The organism is Flaviflexus ciconiae, assembly GCF_003971195.1.
Taxonomy (GTDB): Bacteria; Actinomycetota; Actinomycetes; order Actinomycetales; family Actinomycetaceae; genus Flaviflexus; species Flaviflexus ciconiae.
Window position 1 is genome coordinate 2,670,507 of sequence record NZ_CP034593.1, and the last position, 20,602, is coordinate 2,691,108.

The window sequence follows — 20,602 nt, forward strand, 5'->3', positions numbered from 1 at the left end:
AGAAAAATCCGTGAATATCGGAATCCACGACCTCGACGTCGCAACCACGCATTACGTCCTCAAGCTTGACTCCATGGCGGAAGCACTCGGAGTGGACCCGGCCAAGTACCAGCTCGGCCTCGGCCAAGACGAGTTCTCCGTCCCGGCCCCCGACGAGGACGTCGTGACCATGGGAGCCCACGCCGCGAAGCGACTGCTGGACCGTAACGATCCGTCAAAGATCCGCATGGTCCTGTTCGCCACCGAGACCGGCATCGACCAGTCCAAGGCCGCAGGCGTGTTCGTGCACGGTCTCTTGGGCCTCCCGACCGCGGTCCGCACCGTCGAGTTCAAGCAGGCCTGCTACTCCGGCACCGCAGCCCTCCAAACCGCCGTCAACCACGTTGCGCGGTACCCCGAGGACCAGGTGCTCGTCATTACTTCTGACGTCGCCCGCTACGCGGTCGACTCTGGTGGTGAACCGACCCAGGGAGCCGGTGCCGTTGCCATGCTGGTTGCGGCCGACCCGAACCTTGTTGTTATCGAGCCCCAGTCCGGTGTGTTCACTGCCGATGTGAATGACTTTTGGCGGCCGAACGACTCGTCCACCCCATTCGTCGAAGGCAAGCTGTCTCTCGATGCCTACCTCGATGCAACGATCGGTGCCTGGGATGATCTTGCGGCCCGCCGCGACCTCAATGTTTCCGACATTCATCGCTTCATGCACCATCAGCCGTTCACGAAGATGGCGAGGAAGGCACATACCAAGCTTGCGGAGCACGTCGGCGTGGAGCTCGGTTCCGAGCTCATCGAAGAGTCGATGACCTACAACCGGAGGATCGGCAACTCCTACACCGCTTCCCTCTACTTCGGCCTCGCCGCTCAGCTACACGGCAACGAGGATCTCGCAGGCAAGCGCCTCGGCCTGTTCTCCTACGGCTCCGGCTCTGTTGCTGAGTTCTTCACCGCCGTTGTACAGCCTGGCTACACCGAGCACCTCCACCCGGAGACTGTCGCAGAATCCCTCGATTCCCGCGAAGAGATCACCTTTGAGCAGTACCGCGACCTCCACAACGCTTACGTCGGCGAGTCTGAAAACTACGAGACCGCGACCGTCACGGACGCGCCGTTCCGCTTCACTGGCGTCACCGACCGCGTACGCCAGTACGAGGCTCGCTAAGAACTAACGCAACCGAGGGACCCCGGCAGTATGAACTGTCGGGGTTTCTCATTGCCTAGCGTCTGCTGTCATGTCTCCTGCCTTCGTGAAGTTGAGTTATGCGACTCCATCCCCACAACCAGCTGTTTTACCTGGGTGGAGGCTGAAAGCACTTTGTACTAAACCTGTTTTTGCAGGGGTTTGTTTCGTAGGTTGGGGAACACGCAGGCTCGTTCGCGGACGTCCGCTACCTTCTTGGATGTTCGCGTGCACCTGGAGCAACTGAACAATAACGCGCCCCGCGGGAGGACACATGCCGACCATTGCCCAGAACATTGTCAACACACTGAACGCAAGCGGGGTGCGGCGAGTCTACGGACTTGCTGGCGACTCCCTCAACGGGTTCACTGATGCCATTCGCGAGAGCGATCTTGATTGGATCCACGTGCGTCACGAAGAAACGGCAGCATTTGCTGCCGCGGCGGAAGCGGCGACAACCGGTGAATTGACCGTGTGTGCTGGGAGTTGCGGTCCAGGCAATCTCCACCTCATCAACGGAGTATTTGATGCTCAGCGCTCAAGAGTGCCGATGCTGGTCATTGCCTCCCACATTCCCTCCGACGAGATTGGTTCCGGCTACTTCCAGGAAACACATCCGCAGTCACTCTTTGAAGAATGCTCCGTCTATGTCGAGCATGTATCGAATGCGAAGCAGATGCCGAGGCTCCTGCGGATCGCCATGAGGGAAGCGCTCTCAAAGAGCGGCGTGGCCGTTCTCGTGATTTCAGGGGATACTCTCCTCACCGAGATTGAGGCCGAGCCGGAGGTTATCCGGCACTACCCGTCCTCCACCTATCCCGATCAGGCGCAACTACTCAAAGCTGCCGAAGCGCTTAATGACTGTGACCGGGTCACAATCCTCGCGGGGGCAGGAGTTGAAGGTGCGCACAATGAACTTGTTGAAATAGCGGGGCGCCTCCAAGCCCCGATCGTGCATGCCCTCAGGGGCAAGGAGTTCATCGAGTACGACAATCCCTACGACGTGGGAATGTCGGGGCTACTCGGTTTTGAATCCGGATATCGGGCACTTGAATCCGCGCAGACGCTTCTCATGTTGGGAACCGACTTCCCGTACCAGCAGTTCTTTCCCGAGGATGCCACGATCATTCAGGTCGATATTCGCGGGGAACAGATCGGTCGGCGCACACGCGTTGATATCCCACTTATCGGTGGGGTGAAGGAAACGATTGAAACTCTTCTCCCGCACCTCACCAAGAGGAAGTCGTCGAAGCATCTGGACAAGATGCTCAAGCATTACGAGAAGACGAAGAAAGACTTCGATGATCTTGCCTCGCCCTCTCGTCAAACCATCCATCCCCAGTACCTGACCAAGCTGATTGATGAAGCGGCGGACGATGATGCTGTCTTCATTCCAGATGTTGGTTCGCCCGTCGTTATGGCAAGCCGGCACCTGACCATGAACGGTAAGAGAAGGCTCATTGGATCCTTCAGTCACGGCTCCATGGCCAACGCCATGCCCCAAGCAATCGGTGTCCAAGCATCCCATCCCGACCGTCAGGTCGTAGCGCTCGCGGGAGACGGCGGCCTCGCCATGCTCCTTGGTGACCTTCTGACGCTCAAGCAGTACGACATGCCGGTGAAGATCGTTGTGTATAACAACTCTTCCCTCAACTTCGTTGAGCTGGAAATGAAGGCCGCGGGAGTTGTTACGTTCGGCACGGACCTGGAGAACCCCAGCTTTGCGGCGCTCGCGGAGGCCGTGGGGCTCAAGGGCTTCACAGTCGAAAAGTCGAAAGACCTGCCGGGTGCTGTTAAGGAGTTCCTGGCGCATGATGGTCCGGCAATCCTGGATGTGACAACCGAGCGACAGGAACTGACGCTCCCGCCCTCGATCGAACTGGAGCAGGTCAAAGGCTTCACGCTCTATGCGTTGCGAACCGTCCTTAACGGCAGGGGAGACGAGCTCGTCGACCTCGCCAAAGCCAACCTCCGCAGGTTCTTCTAAGCACGCCCGATAAGGCGTTGCCACTGCGGCGAGCGCGCACTCGCGAGTCGGATGCGATTGGATTGGGCGTGCCGGACGCGCGGATCGTACTCAAACCCTACGAGCTCCCCACCCCGCACCAGCACTCTAAAGACCCGCACTTTTTATTCGGAATATTAGCTATCTGCAACCGAGACATTCATCTAGAACCTAGACAACCAGATTGGAATAATCATTATGGCTCTCAACGATCCCCGTCATCTCTACCCGAAGATCTCGCCGCCCCGACAGACCCAGAAGGACCCGGGGCTTGATCAGAAGCTTGAGCCGCAGGCCGATATTGGCTTGGACTCCTATGTGGGACGCGGTCGGCTGGAAGGCAGGAAGGCTCTGATTACCGGTGGTGACTCCGGGATCGGATCGGCCGTTGCTGTCGCCTATGCGAGGGAGGGCGCCGATGTTGCTATTTCCTATCTGCCGGAGGAACAAGCGGACGCTGACCGGGTGATTGCGGCGATTGAGGAAGCGGGCAGGAAAGCTCTCGCGCTCCCGGGCGATCTCTGCGATCTTGAGCAGTGTCAGCACATTGTTGCCAAGACCGTTGAGGAGTTCGGCGGTCTCGACATCCTCGTCAACAATGCGAGCCGTCAGCTGTGGCACGACGGCTTGGAGAACATTCCCGAAGATGACTTTGACCGTGTCATGAAGTCAAACATCTACAGCTCCTTCCGGGTGACGAAGGCAGCACTGGCACACCTGGAGCCAGGCTCCTCCATCATCTTCACCTCATCGATCCAGGCATACGATCCGTCGGATACATTGCTGGACTACGCGATGACGAAGGCAGCCATGAACAATCTGGCGAAGGGCCTCGCCCAGCAGCTGGCACCTGAGGGGATCCGAGTGAACTCCGTAATCCCGGGGCCGATATGGACGCCGCTGCAGCCCTCGCACGGTCAGCCCCAGGAAAAGATCGAATCCTTCGGCCAGAACACTCCGCTCGGTAGGGCCGGACAGCCTGCTGAGCTCGCAGGGGCCTATGTCTTCCTGGCAAGCGATGAGGCCTCGTACGTCGTTGGGGAGTCCCTCTCGGTTACTGGTGGGAAGCTAGCTCCCTAGCAGCAAAAACGTTCTCGACCACGACAAGTTCATCCTCGCGGCTTAGTCCAAGCGGGGTGCCGTGGTTGAGATACCAGTCGAGCGTATCCTTTGCGGTTTCTCGCAGGCTCCTCGTTTTCAGTCCCGCCTCTGCGGCCGGCTCATGGTCTCTTGCCATCATCCCCACCATCGATTGGTCCGGGATCCACATGGGAAGAGATCGTGGGCCCGCCCAGGGGCGGATCTCATTCTCGGCAAGGTCTTCTGGGCCAACCCAGAGCGGTTCCGGCGCCGGATCGAATAGTTGGGTAAGAGCAACAAGGAACTCCCCACGTTCAGCTGCCTGACCGACTGCGTCGAATGTGCCTGTCACCGAATTCTGTGCAAGGTCGATGATCCATTTGGCGAGATCCCGAACATCAACCCACTGGACCAGATCCGTGGGAGGGGTTGGCGCTAGATACGGCTTCCTATCGGCAGATGCCTGGGCAAGTCTCGTAGGCCAATGCGTAAACCGGTTGCTTTGATCCCCGGGGCCCGAAATTAGGCCGGGGCGAATAATGACGCGATCCGATATCTCTGCGACGGCATTCTCGCATGCAACCTTGCAGGCGCCGTAGTTCTCCATGACAACTTCGTCAGGATTGCCGGCAGGCTTCAGCAGAGGGGTGTTTGCTGGAGATCCGCCTAATGTCGAGAAGTCAGCGTAGGTAGAGATCGCCGAAAGATAGATCCAGCGAGAATCCGGGAAAGCACCCACTGCTTCTCTCACGTGCCCGGGCTTGGACGAGACGTCGACGACCACGTCGGGGGAGATGGTGGCAAGCTCCTCCGGCATCGGGTCTTCTCGGTCCCAGCGAATAAAGCGGGTGCCTTCCGGGGCATGCCGCTTATCCCGCGAGCCGCACACACCACCTCGATGCCATTCTCAAGGGCGGTGCGGGCAAGAACGGAGGAAAGGAATCCAGTGCCTCCGAGGACAAGAAGGGTCATGGTTGCCTTTGCTGATCGATAGGGAAAACAAGTAAATGACGGAACCGCGGGTGAGAAGGCTCTGAAAGAACCTCGTGCACCAAGCGGTCCGCTTGGAAGGGCCACGTCGCGTAGTAGCGCCAGGTCGTGCTTAAGGAGGCGCTGCGCCTGCCTACTGGAAGCAGTGGAATGGTGTAGGGCGTGAAGTTGCGGGGGCATTGAGGCCCGGGACAGGTCAGTCCCGGGCCTCAACGGTTAGGTTAGTCTTCGCGCTGCTCTTCGGCGTCGTCAGTACGCTCGCCCTCAGCGGGCACTTCTTCCGAGGCCTTCTTCTCGAGATCCTGATCCTTCTCGTGATCCTGCTTGGCGTGCTTTCCACCCATGGATTCTTCTCCTTTTCTGGATGCTACTTACGGGTAACGCTAGTGCCCTATCCGCTGGCATTGTTTCTTATTCCGCTAACGGAAAAAGGGACACTTATCTGACCGGGTGCATTCTGCAGTGCTTTATTGGCGTTGCGCGGTGGGGTGTTGGCGTGGCCTGTTATGCCTGTCGTGGAGCGTCTAACCGAGCATTTTCTGGTTCTGCCTGCCCTCGGAGGGCTGGACAACAACGAAACCGGGACCGTGGAAGCCCAGCTGGAAGGATTCTCCAGATCCCCTGCCGATGAGAGATCCCATCTTGAAATCATTCTTCAGGGATGGGCTGAGGTTGGGGGACCAGCAGATAGCTGCCTGGGGATCAACGAAGGTGGGCTGCTGGGAGCAGTCAAGGAGCATGGGAGGACCATCGCTTGTGACGGCGATCGTGCCGTGGCCTTCCAGGAAGTAGTTGAAGAGACCGCCCGACATGAGACCTGCGCCGCCGAGGGAACGAATGTCGGAGCGGAGCGAATCGTCGTAGGCAAGCATGCTTGCCGAGTTCAGAGTAAGGGCTTCGCCTTCGAGCGTGATAAGGAAAATGTCCTGAGCCTCCCGTGCTAGGAACACTTCGCCCTGTCCTCTCACCTTCATGAGGTTCCCGCCCTCACCTGTCGCAAACTTCTTCAGCATCTTCATGCCGCCACCGGACCCCTGGTATGAGAAGTCCATGTTGCCCTGATAGGCGACCATTGCGCCCTGCGCTGCGACAATCTCGGGAGCTCCCGGGACAAGTCGGCAACGGAGCATCTTGCTGGACTGGAGCGCCCACCTCTCCTCGGTTTGACGCTCTTGATTTTGCTGATCGAACAGTGCTGATCTCATAACGGGTCCTTGCTACGGGAAGAAAACGGGAAACGAAAACCCGCGTGGAAGCACTACCAAAGTGACTTGTGATGTGGGTTACGAATAAGGGTCAGTCTAGACGCAGATCGGCGTTCTGTCATGGGAAGAGAACTAGCGACGATCTATTGCGCGCGCCGCTTGAGGACCGAGTCATGCCGGAAGCGTGTGGCGCAGTCCCGCTCGCCATGACCTTGTTCGGTAACTGTTCCGTGATTGTTCCCGCAGAGCGCAGAGGGAGGCCGGGATGAGGTGCGGGAGACAAATGGGAGATGGGCCAGTGGAGCTGGATGGAATGAAGGACGGCGACAAGTGCGAGATGTGGTGGGGCCGCAGGCAAGCTATTCGTTCTTGCGGCCCCACCAGGTGAAGCATTGGGATCAGGCGTTGACTGTGGCCGGGTCGAAGCCGATCTCGAGGAACTCGGCAGTGCCGTCCGGCCTGCCGACGATGACGCCCTTGGACATGGCTGGGAACAGGCCGTTTTCAACGACGCCGGGGATCTGGTTGAGGGCGATGGCGAGGCCCGCGGGGTCGGTGATGGTCTCGAGCTTCGCGTCAACAATGAAGTTGTCGTTGTCGGTAATAACCGGGCTATCCCCGTTCATCCGACGTTCGACGGAGACGGCTTCCCAGCCCTTTTCTGCCAGCAGTTCGCGGATGTTGCGGATCGTTGTGCCGTAGTAGGCCGGGGTTACCTCGATCGGGAGAGCGAACTGTCCAAGAGTCTTAACAATCTTGGAGGGGTCAACAACGGTCAGCATCTTTGCGGAGTTAACCGCAATGATCTTCTCCCACAGCAGGTTTGCCCCGCCGCCCTTGATCATTGACCCATCGGGAGCGACTTCGTCGGCACCGTCAATGCAGATATCGAGACCAGTAATATCATCGAGCTCGACAAGGGGGACGTTCAATTCCTGTGCGAGATCGCGGCTTGCCTTCGAAGCGGGCACGGCGATGATGTCGAGGCCTTCTTCGATTCGCTTGGCTAGTGAACGGATAAAATGCCAGGCGGAGGTACCCGAACCGAGGCCGACCTTCTGTCCGTCCTCAACAAGGGAAGCGGCATAGACACCCGCTGCGATCTTGGCCTGCTCATTTCTCGAATCAGTCCCCATGGACCCTCCTTCATTCCGTTGCCACAACGATACTCCACAGGTGTGCGGAACGGATGAGACCCCTGGTCCCACGGCGCTGGCGGGGTCCGATGCGAAAGAGCAGTCCCCTGTGTGGAAACTGTCCTGAGCACACCCGTGACGAGCCTCCGTGAAAGGCGGGAGCGAGTTGATGTCTTGGTGCCCGTATGACTACGGGTTTCCTCAACGGTCTTTCTTGAGGAGCTGTTCTGCGTTCACTTCGGGCAGTTCCTCCCTGGGAGGGTCTTGTCTGCGAACTACTTTGTACATCGCCCAGAGTGACGACAGGATCGGGATGGCGATGATTGCGCCAACAAGACCGGCGAGGAATGTTCCTGTCAGGACAGCGATAGCGATAACAAGCGGATGGAGTGATACTTGCTTGCCCATGACAAGAGGTTGGAACACGTCACCTTCGAGCTGGCCGATCAGGGCAACTCCGAGAAGAACAATGAGCGCAGTGACCGGGCCGTTGGCGGCGAAGGCAACAATCGTTGCGATGATCATGGCGATCGGGGCACCGAAGAGCGGGATGAAAGCACCGATGGTGACAAGGATAGCGAGGGGCGCTGCGAGAGGGACCTGAAGGATCAGAAGCAGAATGAAAGCCAGGACCCCGTCAAGGACAGCAACGATCACGGTGCCGCGCGCGTAACCCGAGAACGACAACCAGGCCGCACTGGCCGCCCTGTGGGTAACGTCCCTGTTCTTGTCCGGAAGCTGGTTGAGGAACCAGAGCCACATTTTAGCGCCCGACATGAGGAAGAAAATGGTGGCCAAAGCGGCAAGGGAAACGATCATGATGAACGTGCCGATCGCGGAAGCACTCGACATGACCTGTGCAGAGATTTCCCCAGCATTGTCCTGAAGCCAAGCAATCCCGGTATCGACAAGATCCGATAGTTGCGCTGACGCATCCTCAGCAGAAAAGTCCCACGGTAAAGGACTTTTTTCCAGCGTCTCCAGCAGAGAGTCAATGCCGGAAGAGAACGTGTCGGCCAGTTCATCCCATTCGCCCTGCACCGAGTACACGACGTAGCCAATAAGGCCGCCGAATATGGCGAAGGCAGCGATAAAGGACAGGATCATGGCGAGGGCCCGGGGCATCCACCTGGCAAAGAAGTCCGTGACGGGGCGAAGCACGGAGGTGGCAACGAGGGCAAGGAATATGCCCACAAATACGAATGAGATTCTTGCTGTTGCGAAAACGAACAGCGAGACAATAATGACGATCCCGATGAGATACCAGGAGCCCAACCCGTACTTGGCAAGCCCCCGGGGGACACCGACCGAAACGCCGGGGGCCGTGTCAGAAGTGATGGGAACGTTGTGCGGCTGCACGGTGGGGGAGTGAACGGCGGCCGGGTGGGCCGGCGGCGGTGTCTCGGTGGCCCGTTTCCTCTTCTTACGCAGAATCACGACAATCCCCTTCCGGTTGCCCGACCTAGTGCCTGAAGTTCTACCTGCCGCGCATGCACCGGGCAGACATGCTGATCGTGTCACCGATCATGCCAGAAGCCTGGCATAACCACGCGATCAGAACCTGATCAATTAAGACAGAGTGCTCGCGTTGTGCCTGGTAATGAGCCCATTCAGGCCGGTATTGGTGCTGAGCCGGATAAGAGCAAAAGGGCGGGGCCCCGGGAGAATGTCCCAGAGCCCCGCCCCATTGTTGCTTGGCTGCCCGCCTGCGAGGGTCCCCGCGTGCCGACAGCCTTACGCGCTCACGTGCAGGCCTATCTGCTTGTGTTCAGAACGAACTGCACGAGCGTGGAGGGTGCTTACCTAATTGCTTCGGGCTCGCCGTCGATCGGATCGCCACCGGGCACCTGAGTGCCGGACTGCTCGTAGTAGCCCTTCTCGATGCGCTCGCCGACCTCCTGGTCGATGTTCTTCCAGTACTGGAAGACGTTCGAAAGGACGGGCTCGACAACGTCGGGAATAAGGGTGCCAACAACGGTCTCAACAAGGCGTTCGCGCTCTTCGTCGTTGAAAACCTCGCGGACCAGGGTGTGTGCCTGACCGAAGTCATCATCCTCGGCGTGCAGGGAGTAAGCGGAGCGAACCATCTCGCCGTCCGCTTCCCAGCCGTTTTCGACCGGGCCCTGAGTGTCCTGATAGGCGCGACCGTACGAGTTCGGTGCGTACACGGGAGCGTTGCCCGTGTGGTGGTACTGCATCGCACCCTCCTTGTCGTACGAGTTCGTCGCGGTGATCGGCTGATTAACCGGAATCTGGTTGTAGTTCGTGCCGATGCGGTGACGCTGAGCATCCGGGTAGGAGAAGACGCGACCAAGCAGCATCTTGTCAGGGGAGACGCCGGTGCCCGGAACGGTGTTCGCGGGGGAGAAGGCAGCCTGCTCGATCTGTGCGAAGTGGTTTGTCGGATTCTCGTTCAGCGTGAAGCGACCAACCTTGTGAAGCGGGTAGTCCTTCTTCGAGATCGTCTTCGTCAGGTCGAACGGGTTGAAGCGGTAGGTCTTCGCATCCTCGTACGGCATGATCTGGACCGACAGAGTCCAGGACGGGAACTCGCCACGCTCAATAGCGTCGAACAGGTCGCGACGGTGGAAGTCAGCATCCTCACCAGCAAGCTTCGAAGCTTCCTCGTTCGTCATGTTCTCAACACCCTGATCGGTGTGGAAGTGGTAGACAACCCAGAACTTCTCGCCAGCCTCGTTCACCCACATGTAGGTGTGCGAGGAGTAGCCGTTCATGTGACGCCAGGTGCGGGGCAGGCCGCGGTCACCCATGAGGTACGCAACCTGGTGAGCCGACTCGGGGGAGAGGGTCCAGAAGTCCCACTGCATGTTGTTCGAACGCAGGCCCGAGTCGGGCATGCGCTTCTGCGAGTGAATGAAGTCAGGGAACTTCATGGGATCGCGAACAAAGAAGACCGGCGTATTGTTGCCGACCATGTCGAAGTTGCCCTCTTCGGTGTAGAACTTCAGGGCAAAGCCGCGTACATCGCGCCAGGAGTCAGGGGAGCCAAGCTCGCCAGCAACCGTCGAGAAACGGGCCAGCATTTGGGTCTTCTTGCCCGGCTGGAGGAAGTCGGCCTTCGTGTGGGCGGAAACATCCTCAAGAACCTCGAACGTGCCGAAAGCGCCAGAGCCCTTCGCGTGAGGGCTACGCTCGGGAACGCGCTCGCGGTCGAAGCGTGCAAGCTTCTCAACAAGAGCGACGTCGTGGAGGAGGAGGGGGCCGTTAGCGCCGACGCTCAGCGAATGAGCATCAGATTCGCGAGGTGCACCAGCTTCGGTTGTAGATTTCTTCGTAAAATCGGATTGAGTCATGGTCAGCCATCATCTTTCGTAGCGCGCTAGTTTTCATGAGCGGCCTCCAGGCAGTCCGGGCATAGACCGTGATAGATGACTTCAGCCTCGTCCACTGTGAACCCGTGATCTTCTTCGGGAAGCATGCAGGGAGCTTGGCCAACATGGCAGGGCACATTCTCGATTCGGCCGCAGTTGCGACAAAGCATGTGGTGATGATTGTCGCCCACCCGAATCTCGTAACGTGACTTGCGTCCATCTAACGTGATCTTGCGAACGAGATTGCAATCGGTCAGCGCATGCAGGACGTCATAGACGGCCTGCGTTGACACTGATCCGAGACGCTCTCGAACCTCCCCGGCAATGAACTCAGCATCGGAATGCCGGTTCTCTGTAATGACAGCGAGGGCTGCCAGCCGCGGAGCCGTAACACGAAGACCTGCTGAACGCAGGGCAGTAACGTGTTCGTCGGAAGCCATACCTCAACCCTAACTACTAAATTGGAATTAATCCAATAAACGATTTTCTACGAAGAAAGACGTGCTTCCTGCGAATCCTCTTTGCGTAAGTCTAGGCCAAGCGCCTTCGCGAACCTGAAGTACGTCAAGAAAATTCCGTGTTTATAGGAGATGTTACGGGATGTCAGGCTTTGTAGAAGAAAACCTGTGATGTCCGGCCGGTAGGGAGTGCGGTCGTTCCGGGCGCGGCTCTCCGAGTGTTGGCGGTCTCGGAGGTGGCGGTGAACGCTCCGCGGTGGGGCTGGGGCCTGCTCGAATTACCCTCCGGGAAGAATGCTCTCGTTCCGGCCGGCTTGGTTGTTGGGTTCGGTTGCTGGCGCCAAGTTGCCGGTTGGCGGCCTCACAAAATAAGTAGTTGCAGGTTTAACTATCTAGTTCTAGAGTGTAGTTGAAACGGAAATGACTGGGCTTTAGGCTCGGGAAGAACTTGCGAGATGCATGGTTCGGCATGTAGCTCGAGGAAGAAGAAAATGATGACGACAACGACACTTGCAGACGGTCGCATTCTTAACCCTGCGACGGGCATGGATGCCGTGACTCTCCGTGTGGGGGATCTCGAGCTCATGTCCTCCTACTACGCTAAGGCTCTTGCACTTGAGCCGATCGAGGAGCAGTCCCACGGCCGCGAAGTTCACCGAGTGCTGGGACGCAACGGCGTGCCCTTCGTGCGGCTCGTTGCGACTCCCGGTCTTCCCGGTGTGGATCCGTCGAAGCCCGGTCTCTACCACACGGCATTCCTGTTCGATACGCCCGGTGCTCTTGCCGCCACGCTGTATCGAGCCGCACAGGACCCCCGTAGCCAGTATGTTGGCGCCGGTGATCATCTTGTTTCCGAGGCCTTCTATTTCACCGACCCCGAAGGTAATGGCATCGAGCTCTACATCGACCGCCCGCGCGATCAGTGGGAATGGGTCAATGGTCAGGTCAAGATGGCAACCCTTTACCTCGACCCGAATGAATTCCTTAAGAACCACCTGACGCAGGAAATCCACGATGCTGCCCCGAAGACAGTTGGCAAGGTCGGCCACGTCCACCTTCAGGTTGGCGACATCGCTACCGCACGCGATTTCTACGTCGAGGGCCTCGGCTTCGAAGCGACTTTGGATTACGGCGGCCAGGCACTCTTCGCTTCGGCTGGTGGCTACCACCACCACGTTGCTATGAACACGTGGAACTCGGCAGGCTCCGGCCCGCGTGCTGCCAGCCTGGGCCTCGGTAACGTGGCAGTCACCGTTCCTGGCCGTGAAGACCTTGACGCTCTCGTGGCTCGTCTTAAGGGCAAGAAGATCTCCTACACGGATAACGGCACCTCCGTTGTGACCGTGGATCCGTGGAACACCCAGGTCAGCCTTTCCCTCCCGGGAATTACCACGGATGAACTGCTGACGCTCTGACGCGTCGCCCGCTAGATTGTTTCCATGGGAACACCTCTCGACCAGATCCCCGGAGTGGGGCGCCCCTTCCGGGACGCGGTAAAGCTAGCGGGCTATACAGACCTTGAATCACTAAACGGCGCCGACTACCGGGAGCTCCTCGAGCTCCACGGGGTCGGCAAAGCCGGTTTGCGAACAGTCCACGACGCCCTCATGGAAAGGGGCCTTGGCGGACTCGTTGGAGACATTCCCGAGGCGAAGGGATCAACATGGACCAAAGGACATACCGGTGAGAATGCCGCCGATATCAAGACCGCCCAAACCTCACAGGATCCGGAAGAGTGGATCGAATCGCTCGAGTGGCCCGCCCGCGTCAAGCAGGGGAAGGAACTGCTCAAGATCTTCTCTGAAGCCACGGGCGAGCAGGGTGTCATGTGGGGGCCGAGCATGGTCGGCTACGGAGCCGTCCACTACACGTACGCCACCGGGCGCGAAGGCGACACCTTTCACGTTGGCTTCAGCCCCCGCAAATCGTCCCTATCCCTCTACGGGCTCCAGGGTCACCCTCGCAGCGAGGAACTCCTGGGCAAGCTCGGTAAACACAAGACCGCCGTCTCCTGCGTTTACGTCAACAAGCTTGAGGACATCGATCTCTCAATCCTTGCCGAGCTGATCAAGCACTCCTGGGAAACGGAGCCGGGGGACTGTTAGAGGCACCCTCAAAAACTGCCACGTGTGTGCCCCACATTGCCTTTGTTGTATTAACCAGGTGCGGCACGCACATTCCCTTTTGTCCTCGGGTTGTTAGGCTGGTTTGTCACCCGGCGGCTAGGCCAGTGCACTAATTCGCCAGGTACGACATGACTTAGTTGGGCGGGCTGAATTGGTCGGTGCTTGAAGGCAATGGTGAGCTCATTGGCGCACGTTCGCGAAGCTGCTGCGTGCTGAGTTATGCGCGTGATCGAGCCGAATTTGGTGCCGGGGGCGCGTGACGATCGCTGAAGATTCTTGGAAGATTCGTGGCCACTCCTTGGGCGGAAAGGACCCGCTCCCCGCCATTGCGAAGCGAGCCCCGCAACTATGTTCCCCAATTTTCCAGCTGTTGTCTACCTCTCATTCAGGAATTGTGTGTAGTGGGTGTGGGCAGCCCTGATTCGGATAGCCAGTTTGTCGATTTCTGCGACCGAAAGGTCCTGCTCGTTTTTCTGTGTCGCCGTATCGAGAATCTCGTACCCGATCTTTTGGATCATGAGGTGGCCACGCCATATTGCCTTTGCCGTCGAGTGGTGATCCTTGTTGAGGGAGAGAATGGTGCGATGTTCGCCGACGAGCTCGAACTGGAGATCGCGGCGCCGGGCCAGGGCCTTCGAAGGTGGCAGGAAGGTGAGCACGCCGATCAGGTCACCAATGGCATCGAAGCAACGATCTACCAGGCGGAGGTGATGGAGTCGTTGTACGCGGTTCGAGGACGCCCATAGGAAAGTGATGGAGATGGCGACGGCAATTGTCACCTCGAGGATACGGAACGTCATGATCTGCCCGAGAGGCCCGGAGGCTCCGCCACCGAGTAGCAGTGCGAGCGGGGTTGTGAAGATAACCGTGAGGGCATAGTTTCACACGAGGAAGATCTCGGCATAGAACTGACATGTCACCAGAATGAGAAGGAGAAGCTAGGCAGCAGGCTGGGAGATATGGACGAGGTCGAAGATGCCAATGTCGATAATTGAGTCGAGGAGGCGGTGGAGGGCGCGGACGGATCCTGGGACCTCGTCCGGGTCCCACTGGAGAACAAGAACAACGCTGGCGATTGCCCAGTCCGGCCGGCCCAGGCCAAAGGCTATGGAGATCATTCCGGACAGGATTGAGGCCCAAAAGATCTTCTGCGCCGTCAGTGTCGAGTGTGAGTACCGGTGGATTGACCGATAGATCATGTACGGGGCGGTGAGACGCCCGTGCGGGATAGCCACGCGGTGCGGGTCTGTGGCGGAGAGGTTCTCGTACTCAGTCCCTCCCGTCACGTCCTCGTTCAGGGCCGCGAGGCGGTTCTGTGCCGTCAGCGCCCGGGCCACGAGATCGGACTGGGATTTGCGGATCACTCGGCCGCCACTAATGATCCCAGCATCCTTGAGGGCAACCCAAACAGTATTGAGCGCCGAGGAAGCACCGTGCCGTTCCTGTACGGCATAGCTCGGTGACTTCTCGTACTTCTCAACGGCCTTCTCAAGGTTCTCAACGGCTTGACGTTCTGGTGCGTGCGGGTCAATGAGTGCCGGGAGCATGCCGAGAATCCAGGCGCTGACAGCGCCGACTGTTGCCCACATGCCAACCTGCCAGGGCTTAAGACCAAGCCCCGATGACATCTGGGAGCTTGAGGTCACCATGACAATAAAGAAGATGCCGGGCGCAGTCATGCGGAGCGAGTTCGCCCCGAATACCAGGATGGCCGCAACAATCGACGAGAAGATCACGGTGATAGAAATCCACCACGTGTTCCCCGTTTCTGAGACAAGTTCCTGGACTTCCTGGCCGATGAAAGATCCCATGGTGACGCCCGCGACGAGGAGGACGCCGATGATTGCCATGGGCTTCCACCGGTACCGGAACGGATGTCCTTCGCCCGAGATCACGGCGTATGCGCCGGTGGCGATGAGGAGCATCTCGTTCTCGAAGCTCAAAATCAGGGCAATTAAGCCGGGTATGCCAAGGGTAGGCGCCGCGCGAGCGGCACCCGGCCACCTGAGACTCAGAGCCTGCTAGGTAAAAAGCTGTCGCCACAGGTTCTGTTTGGGTGATGGAATCGGCTCGCTGAACGTGGCGTCATCGACACCAAATTTTGCAATCTTGTACCTCCGAATCCATCCCATACTATCCCGAACAAAAACCAGGCTTTTGGTGAGTTCCCGCTCTTCCCGCCACGGGTGATGGGTTAATTCACGGTGATGACAGGATCGCGAAGGTCAACGTGGAAAAGAAATGGTGGCAGGTGCTAAGCCCCGTAGTCGAGTTCGGCTTAGTACCTGCCACCGTGAGAAGAGGTGACTTCCGTTAGCGGCCTTCGTCAGGAGAAGAGACCTTCGATAGGGGTCTCCCCATCCGTGAAGCCAATGGTCTTCCCAATAGCGTTCGGGGAGGCAAGAACCTCGACGATCATCCGTGCCACGTTGGCGCGCGAGGTGTCGCTCGGTCCCTCGTATCCGATTTCACGCACGGTAATGGAGTTGGTGGGCTCCTCAAGGGTCAGGGCGCCGGGGCCAAGGATCGTGTAGTCGAGACCGGTGCCGCGCAAGTGCTCGTCGGCCTCCGCCTTCGCCTGTGCGTAGTGGTAGAACGAGTTATCCTCGGGGACGCCGTGGTCGAGCGACGAGTTCAGGTACGAAACCATGACATAGCGGGAAACGCCCGCGGCCTTGGCGGCTGCCATCGACCGGACCGCGGCCTCGTAGTCAACCGCGCGGGTGCGTGCCGGATTGCCACCGCCAGCACCGGCGGACCAGACAACCCCGTCCATCCCTTCCATGGCGCGAGCGAGGTCTTCCTCGCTTGCTTGCTCAATATCGAGGAGAAGGGGCGTCGCCCCGGTTCCCTCCACGCCGGCGCGGTGGTCAGGATTGCGAATCAGCGAGGCGACCGCGTGTCCGTTGTGAACGAGTAGCTCCGAAGCAAGCAGAGCGACCTTGCCGTGACCGCCAATGATGAGATATTTCGACATGTTGTCCTCCTCAGGTACTCCCTCCAGGCTAGACGCCACGCACGGCACGTGCCAGAAAAAAGGCTCCAACCGGCACGGCAGTCCAGGATTCTCCCTGGATTGAACGGGACGCGGTGGACTCCGTTGCGGCTAGTGATGCTACAGCCATCTGCGGGAAATCGGCGCCTCGCAAAAGTTTGGTACCACTCTCTGGTATTCCTCAATAATCTGGCGCTATTCAATGGATGGATAGTTGAGCGTTTACCCAGAAGTGACCTAGCCAATTGGGAAATATGCCGCACCGGCGTATTGTGAAGACTGGATTCCAATGGTGCCCATCCTTTCGTCCAGATTTGTGGGACATTGGTTCAGGATGGTCGCGGTTGGCGGATAACGCTGGCACACTTGTGGTCGACACTGTGAAGGGGGTGCGCCGTGGCTCATGAAGCGTCCGGGTTAACAATTGCTCTCGTCGCTCTCCACACTGATCCCATGGCAGTACCGGGGGCCGGTGAGGCAGGCGGTCTCAACGTTTACCTGCTGAACTCCGCGAAAGAACTGGCCCGGTTGGGGCACCGAATCCATATCGTCACACGCAAAGATCGTCGGGAGCTTCCCGAGGTCGAACCAATTTTTGATGGCGTAACAGCCCACTATCTTGAAGCGGGCCCACGAGAGCCCGTGTCCAAGTCGGATTCAGAACGGCTGATCGAGCCGTTCGAGAGCGCCCTCGATACCTGGGTTCAGCACAGCCAGGTCGACATTATTCACTCGCACCACTGGTTTGCTGGCGTGGCAGCAATTCCGGTTGCCAATCGTCATGCCATCCCCCACATCCAGAGCTACCATTCGCTGGCTGCGCCCGCGGGCGCAGGATGGGAAGCGGGAGAGAAAGCAGAATCTCCCGGCAGGATCGTTGGGGAGCGGCAGATAGCAGCTACATCGGATCTGATCATCGCGGTCAGCGAGTTCGAAAAGAACCTCATTGTTTCCCGATACAACGCGGACCCTGCGAATATCGCCGTCGCCTCCCCCGGCGTCGACCACGTAACCTTCGCTCCAATCTCCGAGAAGGAAACGAAGCCTGGTCACGCAGGCCACCGCAACAGTGGTGCAAGTTCAGCGCGTGCCGACGGTGTTCAGGAACGTGTGAAAGGTGCTGAGCCATCCGGGGCGAACATTCCCGCGGAGGTTTCAGAACCCACTATTGTTTTCGCCGGTCGCATTCACCCGCTCAAGGGAGCGGACCTGGTTGTGCGAGCTCTGTCGCTCATGAACCCCGATTCTCGACCCAAGCTCATCATCTCGGGAGAGCCCGCCTCCGGCTATGACGACTACCTGGACGAGGTCCGGACCCTCGTCACCCACCTTGGCACCGGCTTGAAAGTGGAGTTCCGTCCCTCGCTGACGCGCGAGGGGCTCGCTGAACTCATCGGCCGTTCTCTTTTCCTTATCAACCCCAGCCACCTCGAAACCTACGGGATCATCAACGTTGAAGCCGCGGCCTGCGGCGTTCCCGTTATCGCCACAAAGACCGGTGGCATGGTCGAATCGGTTCTCGATCGACAGACCGGCTACCTTATTGACTCGCGTGACCCAACGGAATGGGCGCGCACCATGGAATCGCTCGCGCACGACCCGGCCCGCAGGGCCGAACTCGGTGCGGCGGGACGACGCTTTGCCCTGACCCGTGGATGGGACAATGTTGCACGGGAACTCACTGCCATCTACCTAGGAGAAGCCGGATGAAACTTGAGGACATCTTTGGGAAGGCGCCCCTCTTCGTCCATGCCCACCCGGATGATGAGACCCTTCATACCGGTGCACTACTCGCAGCCTGCCACAACGAAGGCCTGAGAACTACCGTTGTTACAGCAACGCGAGGAGAGCGCGGAGAGATCGTCCAAGGAGTTATTCCCCTCGACTCAACCGTCGATGAACTCGCAGCCCACCGCGAGCAGGAACTGGCGCTCGCGGTCAAGACCCTTGGAGTGGACCGCCACTACTGGCTGGGGAACGTGCCCGCTCGAAAGGAGGGGCTTAGCGAGAGGCGCTATGCAGATTCCGGGATGGTCTGGATTGATGAAGGCGTCGCCGGCCCCGCAGAGAACCTCGAAGAAGGCACGCTCTGCTCCGCAACCATTGCGGAAGCCGCTGGCGACCTAGCTGCACTCATTGAGGCCATCGCCCCAACTGGAATCGTGTCCTACGACAGCCGGGGCTCCTATTCTCATCCTGACCACATCCGTACCCACGAGATCGCCCTGAAGGCATCCGAAATGACCGGGGTCGATTTTTACGAGGTTGCTTCCGACGTCAACGACCCGGGTTTCGAACACCTCGAGCTCTCCCAGTATCTCGATATCGTCGTCGACGCACTATCCATGTACCGTAGTCAACTCACCGTCTACCCCGACCATATCGAGCACGTTGGCGGCCAGCGAGACGACTTCTCTACCGCCGTCGGGATCCGACGCTACGCAGGATAGCGGTAACGCACCCGAGATAAGCTTCGCAAAGGTAGAAAACGTGAGAGCCCGGCCGACAATAGCCGGGCTCACTCATACCCGGGCGGGGAGAAAGCTGCCGAGCATGCTCGCTTGCGTCGCTGAGGGCAGGGGGATTCCTAGTCGGCCCAGGCAGGGACCTGAGTCTGGGTCTTGCTGGGCCTCAGGCGGCCCTGGGAGAAGTCGGCGATGAGGCCGACTGCTCCGGCAACAAGAGCGGGAATGGCCCATGCCATGTTCACCTCGCCGAGGGGGATCATGTCGATGTATTCGCGGAGGAATGCGAAGGTCGCAAGGTTTGTTGCCCAGAGCGCCTCGGGGATCGCGATGACGATGGCGGTCCAGGCCGAGAGCCGGTACGTCCAGTAGAGCTTGCCGGGCAGGAAGATATCGAGAAGGGCCACGGCAATGAGGCAGATGGCGATGGGGTAGAGAAGCTGGTTAATAGGGGTGACAATCTCCAGGATTTTCTCCAGGCCCAGATTCGCAAGAGTCAGGGCGACGAGGCACTGGACGGCGACCATAGCTTTGTGGCTGATCTTCGGGAATAGCTTGCGGAAGTACTGGCTTGAAGAACCGATAAGGCCGACAGCTGTGGTCAGGCAGGCGAGGATCGTGACGGCGGAGAAGACCGTCTGTCCAATTGGGCCAAGGCCGGCTTCTGCCGCGTAGGCAAGACCGGCGGCACCACCGGTGAAGCCATGTCCGGCAACTCGCGTGCCAATCGCTGCCAGCCCGAGGTAGATGAGGCAGAGGCCGATGCCGGCAACGAATGCCGACAGGGTCGATCCCAAGATGAGCTTCCTGCGGGTTGAGAAGCCGTGGCGAGCCAGGGAACGGAGAATAATGACCGAGAACACGAGCGAGGCAATCGCGTCCATCGTGTAGTACCCCTCGAGAAGGCCCGTGGGGAGGGGATTGCTCGCATAGTCGGGGCTCGGCTCCACGGAAACCGGATCCATGGTCACAACGACAGTGATGATGAGAACCGCGAGAACAACAAGAAGCGTTGGTGTCAGGTATGTGCCGAGACGAGCGACGATTTTGCCGGGATTCAGGGCAATAGCCCCAACGGCTGCAAAGAAAACGATCGAGTAAACCAGCAGGTGCAGAGAATCGGATTCGGTTCCGTCAGCAATGTGCGGCACGACCGTCATCTCGTAGCTCACGGTTGCCACCCGGGGATTGCGTAGAGCATGCCCGTGGAAAGGAAAATTGCGACCGTGAAGGCCAGGCCCGGTATTCGTCCAATCCTGGACGCGATGCCATCCGGCTCGCCGCGTTCCTGCGTGGATGCGGCGATCATGCCAAGAACGGGAAGCGCCACTCCCGTCATGAGGAAGCCCGTGATGATGAGGGCAGTATTGTTGCCTCCTGTCATGCCGATCATGACCGGGAAGATAAGGTTGCCTGCTCCGAAATACATGGAGAAGAGCGCTAGGCCCGTGACGATGATGGTAACGAGCTTCGACTGGGTTTTGGGCATAGTACCTGCTTAAAGACGAGTGACCAGTCGATGCTACCCCCGGCCCCATCCGCTTCTCATAGGACGTCCACCATAGTGAACACAAGAAACTGGGGTTCGTGCCTGAACTCACCGCGCGGGGCACCTGATGCTGAGGCAATTGGA

Annotated in this window: 17 protein-coding genes and 1 pseudogene; 7 read left to right on the forward strand and 11 right to left on the reverse strand. The window is 58.9% G+C overall.

The features are described 5' to 3' along the window. The first annotated feature begins 10 nt into the window (after nt 1–10). The 3 genes from EJ997_RS11985 to EJ997_RS11995 all read left to right on the forward strand — a co-directional run bounded on the left by EJ997_RS11985 (nt 11) and on the right by EJ997_RS11995 (nt 4,262). Nucleotides 11–1,159 (forward strand): hydroxymethylglutaryl-CoA synthase, encoded by a 1,149-nt coding sequence (locus tag EJ997_RS11985; protein ID WP_126704752.1) that lies wholly within the window; start codon nt 11–13, stop codon nt 1,157–1,159. 292 nt (nt 1,160–1,451) lie between these two features. Then, entirely contained in the window at nt 1,452–3,164 is a 1,713-nt protein-coding gene (gene poxB / locus EJ997_RS11990; RefSeq protein ID WP_126704753.1) for a ubiquinone-dependent pyruvate dehydrogenase, read from the forward strand. 216 nt (nt 3,165–3,380) lie between these two features. Next, nucleotides 3,381–4,262 carry an SDR family oxidoreductase gene (locus EJ997_RS11995; protein WP_126704754.1) on the forward strand — a complete coding sequence of 294 codons (882 nt, stop codon included), beginning with the start codon at nt 3,381–3,383 and terminating at the stop codon, nt 4,260–4,262. On the opposite strand, the gene EJ997_RS12000 is transcribed toward EJ997_RS11995, so the two are convergent. The 7 genes from EJ997_RS12000 to EJ997_RS12025 all read right to left on the reverse strand — a co-directional run bounded on the left by EJ997_RS12000 (nt 4,237) and on the right by EJ997_RS12025 (nt 11,365). Further along, nucleotides 4,237–5,151: an NAD-dependent epimerase/dehydratase family protein gene (locus tag EJ997_RS12000; RefSeq protein WP_126704755.1), complete on the reverse strand. Its 915-nt coding sequence runs from the start codon at nt 5,149–5,151 to the stop codon at nt 4,237–4,239. The genes EJ997_RS11995 and EJ997_RS12000 overlap by 26 nt on opposite strands. A 322-nt stretch (nt 5,152–5,473) precedes the next feature. Continuing rightward, on the reverse strand, nt 5,474–5,596 hold the full coding sequence (locus EJ997_RS13830; RefSeq protein ID WP_265936822.1) for a hypothetical protein: 123 nt from the start codon (nt 5,594–5,596) through the stop codon (nt 5,474–5,476). A 180-nt stretch (nt 5,597–5,776) separates the two neighbouring features. Continuing rightward, nucleotides 5,777–6,457 (reverse strand): AIM24 family protein, encoded by a 681-nt coding sequence (locus EJ997_RS12005; RefSeq protein ID WP_126704756.1) that lies wholly within the window; start codon nt 6,455–6,457, stop codon nt 5,777–5,779. Between the two features lie 398 nt (nt 6,458–6,855). Continuing rightward, nucleotides 6,856–7,593: a ribose-5-phosphate isomerase RpiA gene (gene rpiA, locus EJ997_RS12010; RefSeq protein ID WP_126704757.1), complete on the reverse strand. Its 738-nt coding sequence runs from the start codon at nt 7,591–7,593 to the stop codon at nt 6,856–6,858. Nucleotides 7,594–7,794: 201 nt separating this feature from the next. After that, the gene (locus EJ997_RS12015) at nt 7,795–9,030 is read right to left on the reverse strand and encodes an AI-2E family transporter (RefSeq protein WP_164719999.1); all 1,236 of its coding nucleotides are present in this window, start codon (nt 9,028–9,030) and stop codon (nt 7,795–7,797) included. Between the two features lie 362 nt (nt 9,031–9,392). Beyond that, nucleotides 9,393–10,907, reverse strand: a complete 1,515-nt coding sequence (locus EJ997_RS12020) for a catalase (RefSeq protein ID WP_126704759.1) — start codon at nt 10,905–10,907, stop codon at nt 9,393–9,395. Between the two features lie 26 nt (nt 10,908–10,933). Further along, nucleotides 10,934–11,365 carry a Fur family transcriptional regulator gene (locus EJ997_RS12025; RefSeq protein WP_126704760.1) on the reverse strand — a complete coding sequence of 144 codons (432 nt, stop codon included), beginning with the start codon at nt 11,363–11,365 and terminating at the stop codon, nt 10,934–10,936. 509 nt (nt 11,366–11,874) lie between these two features. Here EJ997_RS12025 and EJ997_RS12030 point away from each other — a divergent pair. Together EJ997_RS12030 and EJ997_RS12035 are read left to right on the forward strand one after the other, a co-directional pair. Further along, on the forward strand, nt 11,875–12,798 hold the full coding sequence (locus tag EJ997_RS12030; RefSeq protein WP_126704761.1) for a VOC family protein: 924 nt from the start codon (nt 11,875–11,877) through the stop codon (nt 12,796–12,798). Nucleotides 12,799–12,822: 24 nt separating this feature from the next. Continuing rightward, nucleotides 12,823–13,488 (forward strand): DUF1801 domain-containing protein, encoded by a 666-nt coding sequence (locus EJ997_RS12035; protein WP_126704762.1) that lies wholly within the window; start codon nt 12,823–12,825, stop codon nt 13,486–13,488. Nucleotides 13,489–13,883: 395 nt separating this feature from the next. Here the strand turns inward: EJ997_RS12035 and EJ997_RS12040 are convergent, their stop codons facing one another. The 3 genes from EJ997_RS12040 to EJ997_RS12050 all read right to left on the reverse strand — a co-directional run bounded on the left by EJ997_RS12040 (nt 13,884) and on the right by EJ997_RS12050 (nt 16,486). Continuing rightward, a complete protein-coding gene (locus EJ997_RS12040) occupies nt 13,884–14,309 on the reverse strand; it encodes a hypothetical protein (RefSeq protein ID WP_126704763.1) in 426 nt (141 codons plus the stop codon). A 138-nt stretch (nt 14,310–14,447) separates the two neighbouring features. Further along, nucleotides 14,448–15,452 (reverse strand): hypothetical protein, encoded by a 1,005-nt coding sequence (locus tag EJ997_RS12045; RefSeq protein ID WP_126704764.1) that lies wholly within the window; start codon nt 15,450–15,452, stop codon nt 14,448–14,450. A gap of 383 nt (nt 15,453–15,835) precedes the next feature. Continuing rightward, on the reverse strand, nt 15,836–16,486 hold the full coding sequence (locus tag EJ997_RS12050) for an SDR family oxidoreductase (RefSeq protein ID WP_126704765.1): 651 nt from the start codon (nt 16,484–16,486) through the stop codon (nt 15,836–15,838). A 471-nt stretch (nt 16,487–16,957) separates the two neighbouring features. Between EJ997_RS12050 and EJ997_RS12055 the strand changes: the two genes are divergently transcribed. Both EJ997_RS12055 and EJ997_RS12060 read left to right on the forward strand, forming a co-directional pair. Then, on the forward strand, nt 16,958–18,214 hold the full coding sequence (locus EJ997_RS12055) for a glycosyltransferase (protein ID WP_126704766.1): 1,257 nt from the start codon (nt 16,958–16,960) through the stop codon (nt 18,212–18,214). Further along, the gene (locus tag EJ997_RS12060; protein WP_164720001.1) at nt 18,211–18,954 is read left to right on the forward strand and encodes a PIG-L deacetylase family protein; all 744 of its coding nucleotides are present in this window, start codon (nt 18,211–18,213) and stop codon (nt 18,952–18,954) included. Before EJ997_RS12055 ends, EJ997_RS12060 begins: the two co-directional genes overlap by 4 nt. Before the next feature lie 137 nt (nt 18,955–19,091). Here the strand turns inward: EJ997_RS12060 and brnQ are convergent. Next, a pseudogene (brnQ, locus tag EJ997_RS12065) lies at nt 19,092–20,458 on the reverse strand (branched-chain amino acid transport system II carrier protein). Nucleotides 20,459–20,602: the final 144 nt, after the last annotated feature.